Source organism: Geomonas subterranea, from assembly GCF_019063845.1.
Taxonomy (GTDB): domain Bacteria; phylum Desulfobacterota; class Desulfuromonadia; order Geobacterales; family Geobacteraceae; genus Geomonas; species Geomonas subterranea.
The window spans coordinates 2834998-2852029 of record NZ_CP077683.1; the positions used below are offsets into that span (position 1 = coordinate 2834998).

The window sequence follows — 17032 nt, forward strand, 5'->3', positions numbered from 1 at the left end:
ACAGTTCAATTAAATTCAGTCGGAATTATCAGGTACAGCAACAGCTCGGGTACAGTGTGCCTCCCAACCTGGACGACTATGCACCGGGAGGAGTCTCTAGTCTTGACGTAAGCAATACCTAACCTTATTGACTTGTTTGTAATAAATCGGCGAGCAGGTCGTTTAAACTCGGAGCAGAGAGTAATTTCTCCAAACTAGGTTTATCACCTTGCGCTATAGCTACGAATAAACGTGCTAATGCTCTATACTCCAGCAACATTTCATTATATTCTCGTACGGTTTTAAGGTGATCTTGTTGCAGGTTACGGTGCTCTTCTAGGACATTAATCAGATGCTCAGACAATTGCTTTACTTTAGGTTCTGCACTTGTATTCTTATCTGACAATAATGATTCGAAATTTTTTTGCATTGTTCTAACTATGTCCAATGTTTCCTCAATGATCTCTTTTTCTATTCGTTCCGATTGAGGTTCTGTGGAGAGTTCTAGTACCTCCTGAATTTTTTTTTCTAAAGCAGGCCAGCACATTTCAAATGTGTTTTCAAGCTGGTCCTGGCTTAATTTAAAGTCTTGTGCTGAATTATTTATTGCTTCTAGCATCAATCTCAAGTCTTTTTTCTGTAATTGAGTGGACTGGAAGTGGATCAATGGGCCAGAGACATCAGTAGGGGTTATTCCACAAAGGAGAGTTAAAATCTTAGAACTTTCTAAATTTTTAGATAAGGCTCCTGCTTCGAACATGATCCATGGTTTCTCGGTATTTTCCTTTGTAAGACAAATTATGCCTATTTTTGACTCCTCAAGATTTCTGCTTATGTCGCCATTCCACTTGGCTCCTTTCTCAATGTCCTCAGGAGTAAAATATGGTTGAACAAATTGTAAGACTGATGGCAACCAAGTGCGGAATACTTCTCCTATTCTCCTGCTCTTCTCACCTGACCAGCTAATAAAAACCTTTACTTTCATTCCCTCTCCTTCTCAAAAGAATAAGCGCCCGGTTCAGTAACGGGGACGATAAAATACCCACCACAGGTACCACATTAACACTACCAAAGAAAGTTTTTTCCCTTCCCAAAACTGTATTCTATCTAAGTTCATCTGAGTACAGAGAAGCTCGCCATAGGTAACATCTCAAAATTTCAGTTTAATTCCCACATAAATAGCTTGACTCTTTTTCAATTTCACGCTACTAACACCCTAATGGATCGACCATTAAACACGCTTGCAACGATTCGGGCGCTGTTCCCTTAACAGCATAATCGTCAGTGGTTACAGCCTTATTCTATTGCTGGGACATAATTATTTTAGAAGGGCAAGGCGCATACAGAAAGCTAGGCTGTATGGACAACCTACCCCACGATTTTTCCTTACCTAGCTACCCCACCAAATTTTCAGGCCACTGACGACTTCCGGCGCTTGCGCGCCCAAGGGGGTAGCTAGTGGCTATTTTTGTATCAACCGTAGGTGATGTAATTCCATCAGAATGTCCTTCCCTGGCTGAATCAGCCGGCGGAGCGGCCACGGTTTCCGGCTCTGCCGGTTCCGCGGTTGCGGAGCAGGTTGATTCTTCCAGCATGGCGGTGCCTCTAACAGGCCATGCGCAAAACCCACCTATAACAGATTTCCTCTTTCTTTCCTGCGGTATCGACACGCTCGACCTTGGGCTGTTCGTCTCCTGGGACACCACCTGGAACACCACAAAGGAAGGCCTTGAGGATAAAAAAACTGCCGCACAAAAGACAACAGGTCTTCTCGACAAAACAGATATTGGAAGAGAATTCCTACACCATCCAAGCGGCAAAGCCCCAAATTACCGCTATCAACTGCACTTCCCTGAATACCGCATTTACATCGCCATTTCTGACAAACCAGGCAAAACCCCTAATGTCTATGTCACCATAAAGTCAGAAACCCTCTGGCACGTTGAGTTCCCTACAATCCTTGAACTCTTGGAATTAGATCTCGACAGCTTCGGTGGAACAATCGAGCGCATACAACCTAGCAGAGTTGACTTGTGCGCTGACTTCAGAATCAATCCTCCCCCCACCTTGCAATTCATACAGCAGCATCGGGTGTCGCGTAGCACCATGATACGCCCCTACCTGAGCGGCGAGACGTTGGAAACCTTCTATTCTGGCTCGCCAACCTCCCCGGTTCAAATCCGCATCTATGACAAGGGCAAGGAAATCCAGAAATCCAACAAGCAATGGTTCCTTCCCATCTGGGGAGTTGATACCGCCGAGGGTGTCTGGCGAGTTGAATTCCAGTTGCGGCGAACATTTCTCCACCAATACAGGATCAAGACCATAGAAGACCTATGGGGCAAGATAGGAACAATCTGGGAGTATCTGACAGCGGAATGGTTCTCTTTGAGATTCCCCGATAACGATAAGGCAGAACGGCGCACCATCCATCCCTGGTGGCTATCTGTTCAGGAGTGCAGTGAACGATTCGGGGGGATGATCGAGGCAAGACGCACATATACCACTGACACGGTAGAGCCAATTCAGAAGACCCTGGCTCATATCTGCGGACGGCTCGTTTCCATAGCTGCCCAAGAAGGCATTAAGGATAGGATGAAAGCGATTCTGCATCTGGAGGAACTGATTTACCAACGGATGGATGATGAAAAATTCCAAAGCGAGTACAAAAAGAAGGCAATAAAGCTCGGCTATCGCGGAGAGTTGGGAGGGACAGATTATGAAGTCTTCTGATTCTTTACCATCCCCTGCTGAAATCATGACCGTGGAACAGTTCGCCGATAGGATACAGGTATCTCGGACTACCGTCTTCGGCTGGCTGAAAACGGGGGTTCTTCATGAAGGCGTCCACTACTTCCGAATTGGCAGAATCCTCCGGTTCTGCTGGCAGGAAGGCCTCTTCTTCAACGGCCAGCAGAAGCCGCCTCTGGAGGATGAAGGCCAAGCAGCTCCGCCGCCGGTGCCGCGGAGTGAGCACGATTCACAGCGAGGCGCAGCCTCGGTCCCAGGCCCGGGGTTGACTTTCAGCAGGGGCGCAGCCCCGGCCATCAACCTTGACTATTGATTATGAAATGAAATGCCGCTATTCTCCGCCACGGACTAAGACACACTGAAGGGAGGGTAACGCCATGAGGACCTAAAATGAAAATAAAGAAAGGAAATCTCGCCATCGAAGCACCCATCAAGGAAACCGGAGTCATCAAACGGCGGAAAGGCTCCCAAAAGCTCTATGTCGATTTCTACTACTTCGGCAAGAGAATCACCCGATCAACTGAGCTTGACGACACACCGGCCAATGAGAGGAAGGTTCGCAGCTTCCTTAACAGGATCACGGAGCGGATCGAAGACGGCACTTTTAAATTTGCCGATGCTTTCCCTGGCGCCTCGGATCAGGAAAAAGCTTTCTTCACCCAAAAAGAAGGAAGGGAATATCGACCTGAACCGCATCAGGTGCTTTTCGGAGACTACGCTAAAGAGTGGATGGAAAACATCTACCCCACCTTTGGCTCTCCGACTAAGCGGAACGATTACCGCGAGGCACTGAACACCAGGATATTTCCCTACTTCAAGCACTACACCTTCTACCAGCTCACCAGCACGACACTCTTCAAGTTCACCGAATCGCTGGTGCGGCTAAAGGGGAAGGACAAAGGGAAGCCGCTTTCCACGGCACGAAAGGTAAATCTGCTTATTCCCTTCCGAGCTATCTGGAATGATGCCTGTGATCATTACCGCTGGGTGCTGAAAAGCCCCTTCGACAACCTGAAAAAGAAGCTGCCGAAGACCGAGAAGAAAGAGCACATCGTCATCAGGCTCCATGATTGGTTCAAGTTCCTTGATAACCTCGAAACGCATTACCGGCCCATTGCGGAAATCATGATCCTGACCGGCATGATCCCCTCCGAGTTGGGAGAACTGAAGCGGGAAGACATCGAAGGCGATTACATCAATGTCAGAAGCTCCTATGTCCTCGGTGAAGAAAAGAAGAGCCTCAAGACCGCTTTCAGAAAGAGGCAAATCTTCATCACCCAGGCCATCAGGGAACGGCTGCAAACCATTCTGGACCGTTCAACTTCTCCGCACGTTTTCCTTATGGAAGACGGAAAGAGATTCAACAGCAGCCGGTTCAGCAAAATATGGAAGAAGGCCATAGAAAGGGCGGGAATCCCTGAAACGACCTCCTACTCTGCCCGGCACTCCTTCGCGGCCTGGAGCCTCATTATCGGCGTCAATCCGCTACGGCTAGTAAGTCTCATGGGACACGCCAGCAAACAGATGGTCTATGAGGTCTACGGGAATTACGTGGAAGGCCTGGAGGATGACGCGGAGGAAATGCTTGATTACTTCGGGAAGGACTTCGTATCCCGAAAAAGCAAATCCCCGGTTCCGTTTAGGGACAGTACCGGGGACAGTCTTGGAAGTTCCGTTCTAACTACTGGAACCATTTAGTATTAATTGGAGCGGGAAACGGGATTCGAACCCGCGACCTTCAGCTTGGGAAGCTGACACTCTACCACTGAGTTATTCCCGCTTGGTGGAAGAAAACTTTTACCCCATCAGACGGATCTTGTCAATGGTTTTGTTGGGTTTCCGCCTTCGCGCGTTGCGCTACGGTGGACAAGTCCACCTTCGTGTCTTGTGCTATGGGTGGACAGGTCCACCTTCGTATCATGTCACGGGGGACAAGTCCACCTTCGGGGTTCACTTGGGGTGGACGAGACGGGGGCCGGTCGGGGAACGGGGGGGGGAAACGCACAGTCCACCTTTTCCCCGTTGGCGCCCAACGAGGGCTCGCCCCGGGATTTACTTCACCACGAGTTTACTGAGCATCTTCTCGGCGAGGTCCTGGCTGGTTACTTGATAGGTGCCACTCTTGATCTGCGCACGTAACTCCTCGACCCGGTCCACCCGGATGTCATCCCGCCTCTGCTTGGTGGTGGGGACCACGGGCATGTAGCTCGACAGCTCGACTTTGTCGGCGGCTGCCTGCTGCTTGGCTGCTTCCGCTTGCGCCTCGCCGGTATCGGGCTTGTCGTTGCGCACGACGGCAAGATGGGAAACGGCCGGGTTGGAATTGAGCTCTTCAAGTTTCATCTGATTGCGCCCCCAGTAGGTCAGGTAGGTTTAGGTTTACTTCCGTTTCGACACCCTTTCATATAACTTTAGCTTTTTTTCATCGCGGCCACGTTTTTTCCTTGCGCAAACGGAAGATCAAGCAGGGAGGGGAAGTCGGGGACCCGGTAGTGGGCCTCTTCGAGCTCGCTTGCATCGCCGTAACCGTAGCTGCAGCCAACGGTCCAGACTCCCGCCCCGCCCCCGGCGGCGATGTCGTTCACGCTGTCGCCTACCATGACGCATTGCCCCGCGGCGACGCCGAACTCGCTCAGTACGGCGAGAACGGGCTCGGGGGAGGGTTTCCGGTACGGAAAGGAATCGGCTCCGAAGATGTCGGTAAAATGCCGCTCAAGCCCCAGCTTACCGAGCACCTCCCGGCACAGGGCGACGTTCTTGTTGGAAAGGACCACCATCGGGATCCCCAGACCGGAAAGCTCTATCAGGGTCTCGGGAACGCCGGGGTAGGGATGGGTCTTGTCGGCTATGTGGGCCAGGTTGTAGGCCAGGAACTCTTCCAGCGCCTGCTCGACCTCGGGGTCGCCCACGCCGGGGAGCGCGCGCTCCACCAGCGAGCGCGCCCCCTGCCCCACCAGCTTGCGCACGTCGCTTACGCCGATGCGCGGCAGCCCGTTGCGCTCACGGATCAGGTTGGTGGCGTCGGTCAGGTCGGGCAGGGAATCGATCAGTGTGCCGTCCAGGTCGAAGATGAGCAGGCGGATGGGATCCATTATCTCTCCACGGTTGAGGGGACACAGTATCGGGGACAGGCACCTGCGGAGCAACTCCCCTTGAGTGAGTCCCCTAGATACGAAAGAACCGCGGCAACCGGCTTGCGCGCCGGTCACCGCGGTGTTTTTTGCAATAAACGAACCTTCTAGAAATGAGGCGCGGGGATTACTCCCACTCGATGGTCGCGGGGGGCTTCTGGCTGATGTCGTACACCACGCGGTTGACACCCTTGACTTCGTTGATGATTCGCGAGGATATGCTCCCCAGGAGCTCGTAGGGAAGCTTGACCCAGTCGGCGGTCATGCCGTCCAGGGAGTTCACGGCGCGCAGGGCGACGGTCCACTCGTAGGTGCGGGCGTCACCCATGACGCCGACGGTTTTCACCGGGAGCAGCACGGCAAAGGACTGCCAGATGTCGCGATATAACCCAGCCTTGCGGATTTCCTCGATGACGATGGCGTCGGCCTCGCGCAGGATGTCGAGCTTTTCCACGGAGAGTTCGCCGATGCAGCGGATGGCGAGCCCCGGCCCCGGGAACGGCTGGCGATATACCACCTCGTCGGGCATGCCCAGTTCCTTGCCCAGTAGCCTGACCTCGTCCTTGAAGAGCTCGCGCACCGGCTCGAGGAGCTTCAGGTTCATCTTATCGGGGAGGCCGCCCACGTTGTGGTGGCTCTTGATGACGGCGGAGGGGCCCTTGGTGGAGACGGACTCGATCACGTCGGGGTAGAGGGTACCCTGCGCCAGGTAGTCGACCTGGCCCAGCTTCTTGGCCTCCTCCTCGAAGAGGTAGATGAACTCGTTGCCGATGATCTTGCGCTTCTGCTCGGGGTCCGAGACGCCGTCCAGCATCCCGAGGAAGCGGTCGGTGGCGTCGACGTAGTCGAGGTTGATCTTGAAGTGCTTGGTGAAGAGGTTCACCACTTTTTCAGCCTCCCCCTTGCGCAGCAGGCCGTTGTTCACGAAGACGCACTGGAGCTGGTCGCCGATGGCCTTGTGGATCAACACGGCGACGACGGAGGAGTCAACCCCGCCGGAGAGGGCGCAGAGCACCTTGCCGGTGCCGACTTTCCTGCGTATCTCCTCGATCTCGGTCTCGATGAAGTTGGCCATGGTCCAGGTCGGCTTGGAGCCGCAGACGTTGAACAGGAAGTTGCCGAGCATCTCGTCGCCGCGGGGGGTGTGCACCACTTCGGGATGGAACTGCACGCCGTAGAAGTTGCGCTTCTCGTCCTTCATGGCGGCCACCGGGCAGCCGGTGGTGTGGGCCATCAGCTTGAAGCCGGCCGGCATCTGCTCGATGCGGTCGCCGTGGGACATCCAGACTTCGGCGCCCCCCTCGAAGCCGGAGAAGATCTCGCTCTCGCCGTCGAGGACCAGGGTGGCGCGGCCGAACTCGCGCTTGTCGCAACGCTCCACGCGCCCGCCCAGCTGCTGGGTCATGAGCTGCATGCCGTAGCAGATGCCGAGGACCGGGATGCCGAGGTCGTAGATGCCGAGGTCGGAGTGCGGGGCGTCCTTGTCGTAGACGCTGGAGGGGCCGCCGGAGAGGATGATCCCTTTCGGGGCGAAGGCCTTGATCTTCTCGAGCGCCATGTTGTAGGGGTGGATCTCGCAGTACACGCTCTGCTCTCTCACCCGGCGCGCGATGAGCTGGGTCACCTGGGAGCCGAAGTCGAGGATCAGCACCTTTTCGGAGTGGATATCTACGGTCATTGTCTGGTTCCTTATCTATTGAAAGTCGAAAGGCTGTAACGCAAAGGCGCAAAGTCGCAAAGCCGCGGAGAGGAGCGAGAAGCCGGGAAGTACTCTTCCCTGGCGTCTCCGCGCCTCCGCGGCTTTGCGTTATAGGTGTGTTGCCGTTACTTCTCCACCCGGTAGTTCGGGGCTTCCTTGGTGATCATGACGTCGTGAACGTGGGATTCCTTCAGGCCCGCGCCGGTGATCCTGACGAAGCGCCCGTTTTGCTGCAGGTCGACGATGGTGCGGCTGCCGGTGTACCCCATGCCGGCCCTCAAGCCACCCATCAACTGGTGCACGTTGGCGGAGAGCGGTCCCCTGAGAGGCACCATCCCCTCGATCCCTTCCGGGACCAGCTTCACGTCGGCATCGACGTCGCTTTGGAAGTAGCGGTCCTTGCTCCCTTCTTTCATGGCGCCGATGGAGCCCATGCCGCGGTAGCTCTTGTAGGCGCGCCCCTGGTACAGGATGGTGTCGCCCGGGGATTCCTCGGTGCCGGCGAACAGGGAGCCGATCATGATGACGTCCGCGCCGGCCGCGACGGCCTTGGTGAGGTCGCCGGAGTACTTGATGCCGCCGTCGGCGATGAGCGGGATGTTGTGCTTCTTGGCGATCTTGGAGCACTCGGCGATGGCGGTGATCTGCGGGACGCCGATACCGGCGACCACGCGGGTGGTGCAGATGGAGCCCGGCCCGATGCCGACCTTGATGGCGTCGACGCCGGCCTTGATCAGGGCCTCGGCGGCAGCGGCGGTGGCGATGTTGCCGGCCACGAGCTCGAGGGCCGGGTAGGTTTTCTTGATGCGGGCGATGGCTTCCAGTACGCCCTGGGAGTGACCGTGGGCGGTGTCGATGACCACGACGTCCACGCCGGCTTTCATGAGTGCCTCGATGCGGTCATCGACGTCCGGGGTGGGGCCCACGGCCGCGCCGACCCTCAGGCGCCCTAGGGAGTCCTTGCAGGCGTTGGGGTACTTCTTGATCTTCTCGATGTCCTTGATGGTGATGAGCCCCTTGAGGTTCTTCTCCTCGTCCACCACCAGAAGCTTCTCGACCCTGGTGTGCTTCAGGTGTTCCTTGGCCTGCTCCAAGGTGGTCCCCACCGGCACGGTGACCAGGTTCCGCTTGGTCATGCGGTCGGAGATGGGGAGGTCGAGGTCGGTCTCGAAACGGAGGTCCCTGTTGGTCAGGATGCCGACCAGCTTCCCGTTGGCCTTGGTGATCGGCACCCCGGAGATGCGGTACTTGGCCATCATCTCCAGCGCTTCCCTGATGCGCTGGTTCGGGCGCATGGTGATCGGGTCGACGATCATCCCGGACTCGCTCTTCTTCACCTTGTCCACTTCCATGGCCTGCTCGGCGATGGTGAGGTTCTTGTGGATGAAGCCGATCCCCCCTTCACGCGCCATGCAGATAGCGGCCCTCGACTCGGTGACCGTGTCCATGGCGGCACTCACCAGCGGGATGTTCAACTGTATGTTGTTGGTCAGTCGGGTGCTCAGATCGGTATCGCGGGGAAGGATGAGTGAGTGGGCAGGGAGAAGCAGGACGTCGTCAAACGTGAGACCTTCGGGAAGGCTGCTTTCTAACATTAGGGAAACTCCTTTTGTTGTTTCGAGGCAGGTTTTAACCGGAAAACTTATTACAAGGGGAAGGGCAAGTCAACTAAAATTAGGCTAATGACAGAGATAAAACCGTAGCGGTTTCCCATCCTTAGCGTCTACACAACAGGGGCTCATGGGGCGCGCTTATTCGCTGTGCAAAAAGAAATCACCCTCACCCCTACCCCTCTCCCAGAGGGCGAGGGGATACTGCCCTCAGCCCTGCCGCTCTCCCGGGGGGCGAGGGGACACACGGCCTTCCCCCCTCCCGGCCTCCCCCTCCGGGGGGAGGGGCACCCAACTAGGGAGAGGAGCCCGCGCGGGTTACATCGGGATGAAGGCGTCCTTGCTTCCCATGCGGCCCAGGGAGGCGACGATCAGCTCGACGGCGTTGTCCAGGTCGGAAAGCGACATGGTCTCCACCGGGGTGTGCATGTAACGCAGCGGCAGCTTGACGAGGGCGGTGGCGACGCCGCCGCGGGAGATCTGCATGACGTTGGCATCGGTGCCGGTCGCGCGGGCGATGCCGGTGTACTGCACGGCGATGTTGTTGCTGCTTGCCGTGTCCGAGAGGAGATCGAACAGAACCGGGTTGATGTTGGCGCCGCGCGGCAGGATCGGCCCCTTGCCGAGCCCCACCTCGCCGTTGTGCTTCTTGTCCACGTCCGGCTGGTCGGTGGCGAAGTCCACTTCGACGCAGATGCCGACGTCGGGGTTGACCGAGTAGGAACTGGTAGTGCCGCCGCGCAGTCCCACTTCCTCCTGGACCGAGGAAACCCCGTAGAGGTCGACCGGGAGCCGGTCCGGGAGTTCGGAGACCCGCCTCAGCACCTCGGCCACCACGAAGCTGCCCGCCTTGTCGTCCAGGCCGCGCGAGCTGACCCGGTCGCCGAAGAGGCACTCGAGGTTGCTGGCAAAGGTGATGGGATCCCCCACGCGCACCCACTCCTGCGCCTCCTTCTTGCTGGCGGCGCCGATGTCGATGTACTGGGCGTCGAGCTTGATGACGGTGTCGCGTTCCTTGGGCTCGATCAAGTGGATGGGGCGTTTGCCGATGACGCCGTTCAGCCTGCCACGGGAGGTGTGAACGTGCACCCGCATACCGGGGGTAATGTGCGGGTCCACCCCGCCGATGGCGGAGAAGTGGAGGAAGCCGTTGTCGTCGAGGTAGCGCACCTGGAGACCGATCTCGTCGGAGTGTCCCACCACCATGACCCGTGGGCGGCTCTTCCCTTCCCCCTGGATCATCCCGAAGACGTTGCCCATGACGTCGGTGGCCACCTGGCAGAAGGGTTCTATATAGGAGCGGAATACCCGCTGGGCCGGCTGCTCGTACCCCGAGGGGCTGGGCGCGGCCAGAAGCTCTTGCAGAAATTCAAAGGATGCGTCGCGCATGTGAAACCTCGTAAGAACAGATTGAGATTGAAATCAAGATTAAGAAGGCGCTGAGCCTGCTCTCACACTACGCCCACCTGGGCTTTTTTTCAATTCCCGCCGCCGTGATGCGACACGGGACGCGGACGCTCCGCTGCAGCTCGAGCATTATCTAATCGTCTCAATCGTTATCCCGGATACAGGATTACCACTACATCGGGTACTTCCCCATGGCGGAGGGATCCATGTGGTCGAGGAAGTCGACGAAGCGGCGGGCGTTGTTCTCCTGGGCGAACCCCTCGTCGTTCATGTCCAGACTGGAGGCGCGGCTCAACACCTCGCCGTTCACCTGCACCGGCAGATGATACTTAAGCGACATGAGCATCGCCTCGGCCACGTGAACCTCGAGGCGGAGCTCCTCCCCTTCGCTGGGTTTGAGCCTGACGGACGCGGTGAAGACGCCGTCTTGCAGGCTCTCGACGTAAATCCCGGAGACGGTCATGTCCAGCCGTTCGATGAGGGCCGTGAAGACGTCCTTGCGGCTGTTGCGCGCGCTCATTTCGCGCCCGACGAACTGGGCCGCGAAGGAGACCGATTCAGAGGCGTTGATCCACACCGGGACGGCGTGCTTCTCCTCGGCGTCCTTCAGTATGACGACCGGCATCTGGGCGATGGCGTCAAGGGCGAAGCCGAATACCTTCATCTCTACATACATAGGTGCCTCGTCCCTCCCGTTCTCATACATGCAGGATCTCTCCCTTGAGCAGGGTCTGCAGCCCTTCCGTTATCCTCACGTCCACCAGGCGCCCGGCAAGGGCGGGGTCGCCGGCCATGACGGTGCCGCGATTGCCGCCGGTCCGGCCGAATAGCGAATCACCGGAAGTGCTGAGACCTTCCACCAGCACCCGCTGCACGCCCCCGACGAAACTCTCGTTCCTGGCCAGGGTGATCTTTTTCTGCGCGCCCTGCAAGCGCTCCAGGCGCGCCTGCTTCTCGGCCCGTTTCACCTCGTCCGGGAACTCGGCCGCACTTGTCCCTGGGCGGGCCGAGTAGATGAAGGAGAAGAGGTCGGCATACTGAACTTCCTCGACCAGCTCCATGGTCTGCTCGAAAGCGGCCTCGTCCTCGCCGGGAAAGCCGACGATCATGTCGCCGGTGAACTGAATTTCCGGGCAGGCGTCCCGGAGTGCGCGCACCTTGCCGAGGTAAGCGGCGCGGGTGTAGCCGCGGTTCATCTTCTTCAGCACGGCATCGCTCCCCGACTGGGCCGGGAGGTGGATGTGCGGCGCGAGCTTCGGAATATCCGCGAAGCAGGCGATGAGCCCGGGAGAGATGTCCTTGGGGTGCGAGGTGGTGAACCGCAGCCTCTCTATCCCCTCCACCTGGGCCACCATCCGCAAAAGCGCGGCGAAACCGGGCGCGCCCGCTTCCTTGAAACCGTAGGAATTCACGTTTTGCCCCAGCAGGGTGACTTCGGTGACGCCGGTGGCCGCGAGAGCGGCGACTTCCTCGACGACCTTTTCCGCGCTCCGGCTGATCTCCCGGCCGCGCACGTGCGGCACGATGCAGTAGGCGCAGAAGTTGTCGCACCCCTGCATGACGGTCACGAACCGGGAGACGCCCCCTTCGCTTTCGGCGTGCGGGAAGAGGTCGAAGCGCTTCTCGTCGTCAAGAAAGTCGGTGGCGACGCTCTGCTTACCCTGCTCGGCGCCGGACACCATCTTCTGCAATAGGTGCAGGTTATGGGTGCCGAAGACCAGGTTCACGAAGGGGGCCTTCTGCAGGAGCCGCTCCCCTTCCTGCTGCGCAACGCAGCCGCCGACGCCGATGATGAGCCCCGGCTTTTTCTTCTTCATGAACTTGAACTTCCCCAGGTGGCCGTAGACCCGCTGTTCGGCGGTCGCCCGGATGCTGCAGGTGTTCAAAAGGACCAGGTCCGCTTCCACCGGATCGGCGGTCTGCTGGTACCCTATCCCCTTCATCAGGGTAACTATCTTCTCGGAATCGCTGACATTCATCTGGCAGCCGAATGTTTCCAGGTAAAGCTTTTTCGCCTTAATCACGTTTATATCCTGATGGTTAAATGGATGAATAGTACGAAAATAGGGCGCCCCCAGTCAACACCTATTAGCTGCGTCGGGAAAGCGGCGGCTCGCGGGCCGCGCCGGGCATTAGCATCAATAAATCATTAACCTAGCGATATATGCAATAAGAAATATATTGACATGTGACGCGTCGAGGATCTATAAGGTTCATTAGCGTGAGGGGCTTGGGCCGCTTCACGTTTCTGCTCCGACACATCACATCCCTACAGGAATAAGTCTGTTAATGATCTGGCCATCCCGGATCGATTATAAAATTCCAAAATATTACATTTCCGCTCAATCTACCGGTGAATATGCCGATTAACACCACAACGCCCAGTGTTTAATGAGTTATACCCGACGCCCATGGCGTCATGGAATATCCTTCGACCACCTGTTGGTGTAAAACCAGCGAAACAAAAAAGGAGAAGTGAATGAAAAAACTGGAGAAGCTGTTGATCGGCGCAGCCGTTTGTGCCCTGGCTGCCCCTGGCATGGCTCAGGCCGACGACCAGGAGATGCAGAAGAAAATCGATGACCTGACCAAGAAGGTGCAGAAGCTCGAGGAGCAGCAGAAGGGCTCAGATCAGAAGAAGATCGAGGACCTGACCCGCAAGGTCGACAAGATCGAAGAGAAGTCGCTGGGCAAGTGGCTCACCATCGGCGGCGACTACCGCTTCAGGGTGGACAACCTGAATGGCCGCACCGTGGGTTTCACTAACCCGATGGGGCTGTTCAACTGGATGGGCAAAAATGCCTTTGTCGAGATCGATGGAACTCCCTTCGGCTTCGGCAACCCGACTCCGGTCGGGGCTATCCTCACCCAGGCCAACAACCAGATGCAGGGCATCAAGACCTACCAGCAGGCGGTCGCCCCCAACCCCATGGCTGGTGGCGCTCCCAACTATCAGGCATTTCTCGGCATGCTGCAGGGTGTAGCTGGAGCAGCCGCCGCGAGCGGCGCTACTCCGATGACCAACGTCAACGTACCGGCATACAAGCCTAACAACGACACCCTCTACACCAACCGCCTCGGCATCAACATGCACGCGAAAGCCACCAAGGACGTGACCGTCAACGTCCGCCTGCTCGCCTACAAGGTCTTCGGCGCCCAGGACGAGAATGCGGTCACCAACAACGGCGGCACTCCGTTCTTCGCAGACCGCGTCGGCACCTTCGACGGCACCCTGGGACACGTTCCCTCCAGCAGCCTGCTGAACGTGGACCGCGCCTATGCCACCTGGAGCAACATCGCCGACCAGCCGATCTGGTTCTCCGTCGGTCGCCGCCCCTCCACCGAGGGGGCTCCGAGCAACCTGCGCCTGAACAACGAGCGCCCCGGCAACGGCGGCACCCCGGCCCTCTTGGTCGATTACGCCTTTGACGGCATGACCATCGGATGGGCTCCGGACATCGAGGGGCTCCCCGGCGCCTACGCCAAGGTCTGCTACGGCCGCGGCTTCGAGGGCGGGTTCGAGAACCCCACCAACAACCTCAAAGACACCGACATGCTGGGCCTGGCGATCATCCCGATCGACACCGACCCGCTGCGCGTCTGGCTGCAGTACAACCGCGGCTTCAACATCTTCGACTTCCCCGCCATGAAGAACACCGCCTTCGGCAACACCTACCCGTCCACCGACCTCGGCGCCATCGACTGGTACGGCGCCGGTGCCATGAGCACCATCAAGAAGGTCGGCCCGGGCAACCTGAACTTCTTCGGCGACGTCGGCATGAGCGTCACCCACCCCAACGACAACGTTTCAGCACAGGCCGGCTTCCAGGGCCTGGGGACCGGCGGGTTCTTCGCCCCAGAAGCCCCCAACAGCAAGACCGGCTGGGCGGCCTACGTCGGTGCGCGCTACGACTACACCCCGACCAAGACCAAGGTCGGCGTGGAGTACAACCACGGCTCCAAGAACTGGATCACCTTCGCTCCGGCAGCTGACGACATGTGGACCACCAAGCTCGGTACCCGCGGCAACGTGTACGAGGGGTACCTGATCCAGGAACTCGACTCCAAGCCGGTCTCCTCCTTCCTCTCCAAGGCCTTCTTCAGGGTCGGTTTCCAGTGGTACGACTTCGACTACACCGGGAGCAACAACTGGGTAGGCGCTCCGGTGAAGATCTCCGAGGTGAACAACCGCATGATGATGCTGACCCCGGTGAAGTACGCACGTGACATCTACGCGACCTTCGAGGTGAAATTCTAGTAAAGCGGCAAGAGAGGCAGTACCACGTAACCGGGGTGGCGGCGCAGGCCGCCACCCCACCCCCAAAAGGAGAACGAAGATGAAAAAAGCAGTTTCGGTAATGGTCCTGGTAGCAGTCGCAGCACTCACCATCTTCTGCTTCGGCAGCATCGCCAGTGCGGGTGAAGAGATCAAGATGGTGGGCGTCATCACCAAGATCGAAATCGCCGGCAAGGACGCCAAAACCGCCACCGCCACCTTGAAGGACAACAAGACCGAGCAGCTCGTGGTGATCACCGTGGAAGACGACCTCACCCTGGACAAGTTCAAGGACCACAGGATCGTGGAAGGCGACGAGATCCGTTGCAAGTACGAGGTAATCGACGGCAAGAACGTAGCCAAACTGTTCAGGAAGACCGCCGGCTGCTAAGCCGGGGCCGTTCCTCGTAGGTGGCGCTGTAGTTATCACGATTGCAGCGCTTCTTTTTGCCTTTTAATATTGCATTTTTAGTATATATGAAGGGCTGGATATAGCTGTGACGGCGCGAGCCGATTTACTACGGAGGTTGTTGAATGAAAGGTATGCTGGGAATTTTGGCGGGGGTCGCGCTTTTGGCGATGGCCGCGCAGGGGATGGCGGCGGTCGACCACGCCGAGTTCGTCAAGGGGCCGTTCAAGAACGGCAGCGAGGTAACCAAGGTCTGTCTCGAGTGCCACGATCAGCAGGCGGGGGACTTCATGAAGACTACCCACTGGACCTGGGCCGGAACCCCCAACATGGTCAAGGGGATGGAGAAGAGCACCAAGAAGTACGGCAAGTCCAACATGATCAACTCCTTCTGCACCTCGATCCAGGGGGGGAAGGAAGGGGTGGTCCACGAGTCGTGCGGCAAGTGCCATGCAGGCTACGGCTGGACCCGCACCGACTTCGACTTCACCGACAAGACCAAGGTCGACTGCCTCATCTGCCATGCCCAGAAAGGGAACTACACCAGGGCGACGGTAGGGTGCGACATCGATAAGAAAAGCATCGACAAGAAGAGCATGGACCTCAACGTCGCCGCCCAGAGCGTCGGCCTGCCCACCCGCAAGAACTGCGGCTCCTGCCACTTCTACGGCGGCGGCGGCGACGCGGTCAAGAACGCGGGGCTCGACTCCACCCTGGAGAAGACCAAGAAGTCCCAGGACGTCCACATGGGGAGCAAGGAAAGCGGCGGGCAGGACATGAGCTGCCAGAGCTGCCACGTCACGAAAAACCACAAGATCGGTGGCGCGTCGAGCATGATGGCACACTACGATACCCGCGTGAACTGCGAGCAGTGCCACTCCGGCGCCAAGGCTCCGCACCAGAAGGCCAAAAACGGCGCGCTTATCAACAGGCACCTCGCCACCGTCGCCTGCCAGACCTGCCACATCCCGTTCTTCGCCAAGGGTCAGGCTACCAAGATGGCGTGGAAATGGTCCGATGTGGGGAAGAACATCACCGCCGAAGAGCAGTTCGACAAGGAGACCTACGCCAAGCACAAGGGGACCTTCGTCTGGGGCATGAACGTGAAGCCGGTGTACGCCTGGAACAACGGCATGGTCGAGCGTTACATGGTCGGCGACAAGGTAAAGGATCCTTCCAAGCCGGTTGTGATGATGCGCCCGGCAGGCGACATCAGGGACCAGAAAGCCAAGATCTACCCGTACAAGCTCTACAAGGGCGACCAGCCGATGGACGCCAAGTTCAAGAACCTGATCATCTTCCAGCAGTACAAATCGCTGTGGGTCGACTACGACTGGGATAAGGCGTGCCGCCTGGGTGCCGAAGGGGCCGGCCTCCCCTACAGCGGCAAGTACCAGTTCGTGAACACGGTTGCCTACATCGCGGCGCAGCACGAGGTGGCACCCAAGGAAGAGGCGCTGCAGTGCGGCGAGTGCCACATGGGGGGCAACCGCCTCGACTGGAAAGCGCTTGGCTACAAGGGGGACCCGATGCAAAACGGCGGCAGGTCCGCTAAGACCGCGCACAAGGTCGCTAAAAAGTAACACCGATGGCACCAGGAGAAGGGGCGGAGCATTCCGCCCCTTTTTCCGTCGAGAGACGAAAGCGAAGCGGTGCCGCTCTACGGTAACACCGGGCAGTGGCCCCTCCACATCGAGCTCGACGCGCGAATTGCCACAACGCGCGCCGGAAAATACCACTTCAGATACACTCGACATACATCGGCGAATC

General features: G+C 57.9%; 13 protein-coding genes and 1 tRNA gene. 5 read left to right on the forward strand and 9 right to left on the reverse strand.

The features are described from left to right. Window positions 1-124: 124 nt before the first annotated feature. Window positions 125-964: a TIR domain-containing protein gene (locus KP001_RS12315; RefSeq protein ID WP_217285936.1), complete on the reverse strand. Its 840-nt coding sequence runs from the start codon at window positions 962-964 to the stop codon at window positions 125-127. A gap of 473 nt (window positions 965-1437) precedes the next feature. On the opposite strand from KP001_RS12315, the gene KP001_RS12320 reads away from it, so the two are divergent. Both KP001_RS12320 and KP001_RS12325 read left to right on the forward strand, forming a co-directional pair. After that, complete coding sequence (locus tag KP001_RS12320; RefSeq protein ID WP_239027768.1) at window positions 1438-2712, forward strand: replication initiation factor domain-containing protein; 1275 nt, start codon at window positions 1438-1440, stop codon at window positions 2710-2712. Window positions 2713-3120: 408 nt separating this feature from the next. Then, the gene (locus tag KP001_RS12325; protein WP_217285937.1) at window positions 3121-4428 is read left to right on the forward strand and encodes an Arm DNA-binding domain-containing protein; all 1308 of its coding nucleotides are present in this window, start codon (window positions 3121-3123) and stop codon (window positions 4426-4428) included. Window positions 4429-4435: 7 nt separating this feature from the next. Here the strand turns inward: KP001_RS12325 and KP001_RS12330 are convergent. From KP001_RS12330 to miaB, 8 genes are all read right to left on the reverse strand, one after another. Beyond that, window positions 4436-4510: transfer RNA gene (locus KP001_RS12330), tRNA-Gly, on the reverse strand. Between the two features lie 272 nt (window positions 4511-4782). Next, window positions 4783-5073 carry a flagellar biosynthesis anti-sigma factor FlgM gene (gene flgM / locus KP001_RS12335; protein WP_217285938.1) on the reverse strand — a complete coding sequence of 97 codons (291 nt, stop codon included), beginning with the start codon at window positions 5071-5073 and terminating at the stop codon, window positions 4783-4785. A 68-nt stretch (window positions 5074-5141) separates the two neighbouring features. Further along, the gene (locus KP001_RS12340) at window positions 5142-5822 is read right to left on the reverse strand and encodes an HAD family hydrolase (RefSeq protein WP_217285939.1); all 681 of its coding nucleotides are present in this window, start codon (window positions 5820-5822) and stop codon (window positions 5142-5144) included. Window positions 5823-5988: 166 nt separating this feature from the next. Next, window positions 5989-7539: a glutamine-hydrolyzing GMP synthase gene (guaA, locus tag KP001_RS12345; protein WP_217285940.1), complete on the reverse strand. Its 1551-nt coding sequence runs from the start codon at window positions 7537-7539 to the stop codon at window positions 5989-5991. A 146-nt stretch (window positions 7540-7685) separates the two neighbouring features. Next, window positions 7686-9155, reverse strand: a complete 1470-nt coding sequence (guaB, locus tag KP001_RS12350; RefSeq protein WP_217285941.1) for an IMP dehydrogenase — start codon at window positions 9153-9155, stop codon at window positions 7686-7688. Window positions 9156-9488: 333 nt separating this feature from the next. Continuing rightward, window positions 9489-10559 (reverse strand): M42 family metallopeptidase, encoded by a 1071-nt coding sequence (locus tag KP001_RS12355; protein ID WP_217285942.1) that lies wholly within the window; start codon window positions 10557-10559, stop codon window positions 9489-9491. A 190-nt stretch (window positions 10560-10749) separates the two neighbouring features. After that, on the reverse strand, window positions 10750-11253 hold the full coding sequence (locus KP001_RS12360; RefSeq protein ID WP_239027769.1) for a bifunctional nuclease family protein: 504 nt from the start codon (window positions 11251-11253) through the stop codon (window positions 10750-10752). Window positions 11254-11275: 22 nt separating this feature from the next. Beyond that, window positions 11276-12601, reverse strand: coding sequence for a tRNA (N6-isopentenyl adenosine(37)-C2)-methylthiotransferase MiaB (gene miaB, locus KP001_RS12365; protein ID WP_217285944.1), 1326 nt, complete (start codon window positions 12599-12601; stop codon window positions 11276-11278). A 455-nt stretch (window positions 12602-13056) separates the two neighbouring features. On the opposite strand from miaB, the gene KP001_RS12370 reads away from it, so the two are divergent. The 3 genes from KP001_RS12370 to KP001_RS12380 all read left to right on the forward strand — a co-directional run bounded on the left by KP001_RS12370 (window position 13057) and on the right by KP001_RS12380 (window position 16845). After that, complete coding sequence (locus tag KP001_RS12370; protein WP_217285945.1) at window positions 13057-14835, forward strand: DUF3373 family protein; 1779 nt, start codon at window positions 13057-13059, stop codon at window positions 14833-14835. 79 nt (window positions 14836-14914) lie between these two features. Further along, window positions 14915-15244, forward strand: a complete 330-nt coding sequence (locus tag KP001_RS12375) for a hypothetical protein (protein WP_217285946.1) — start codon at window positions 14915-14917, stop codon at window positions 15242-15244. A gap of 143 nt (window positions 15245-15387) precedes the next feature. After that, on the forward strand, window positions 15388-16845 hold the full coding sequence (locus KP001_RS12380; RefSeq protein WP_217285947.1) for a tetrathionate reductase family octaheme c-type cytochrome: 1458 nt from the start codon (window positions 15388-15390) through the stop codon (window positions 16843-16845). Window positions 16846-17032: the final 187 nt, after the last annotated feature.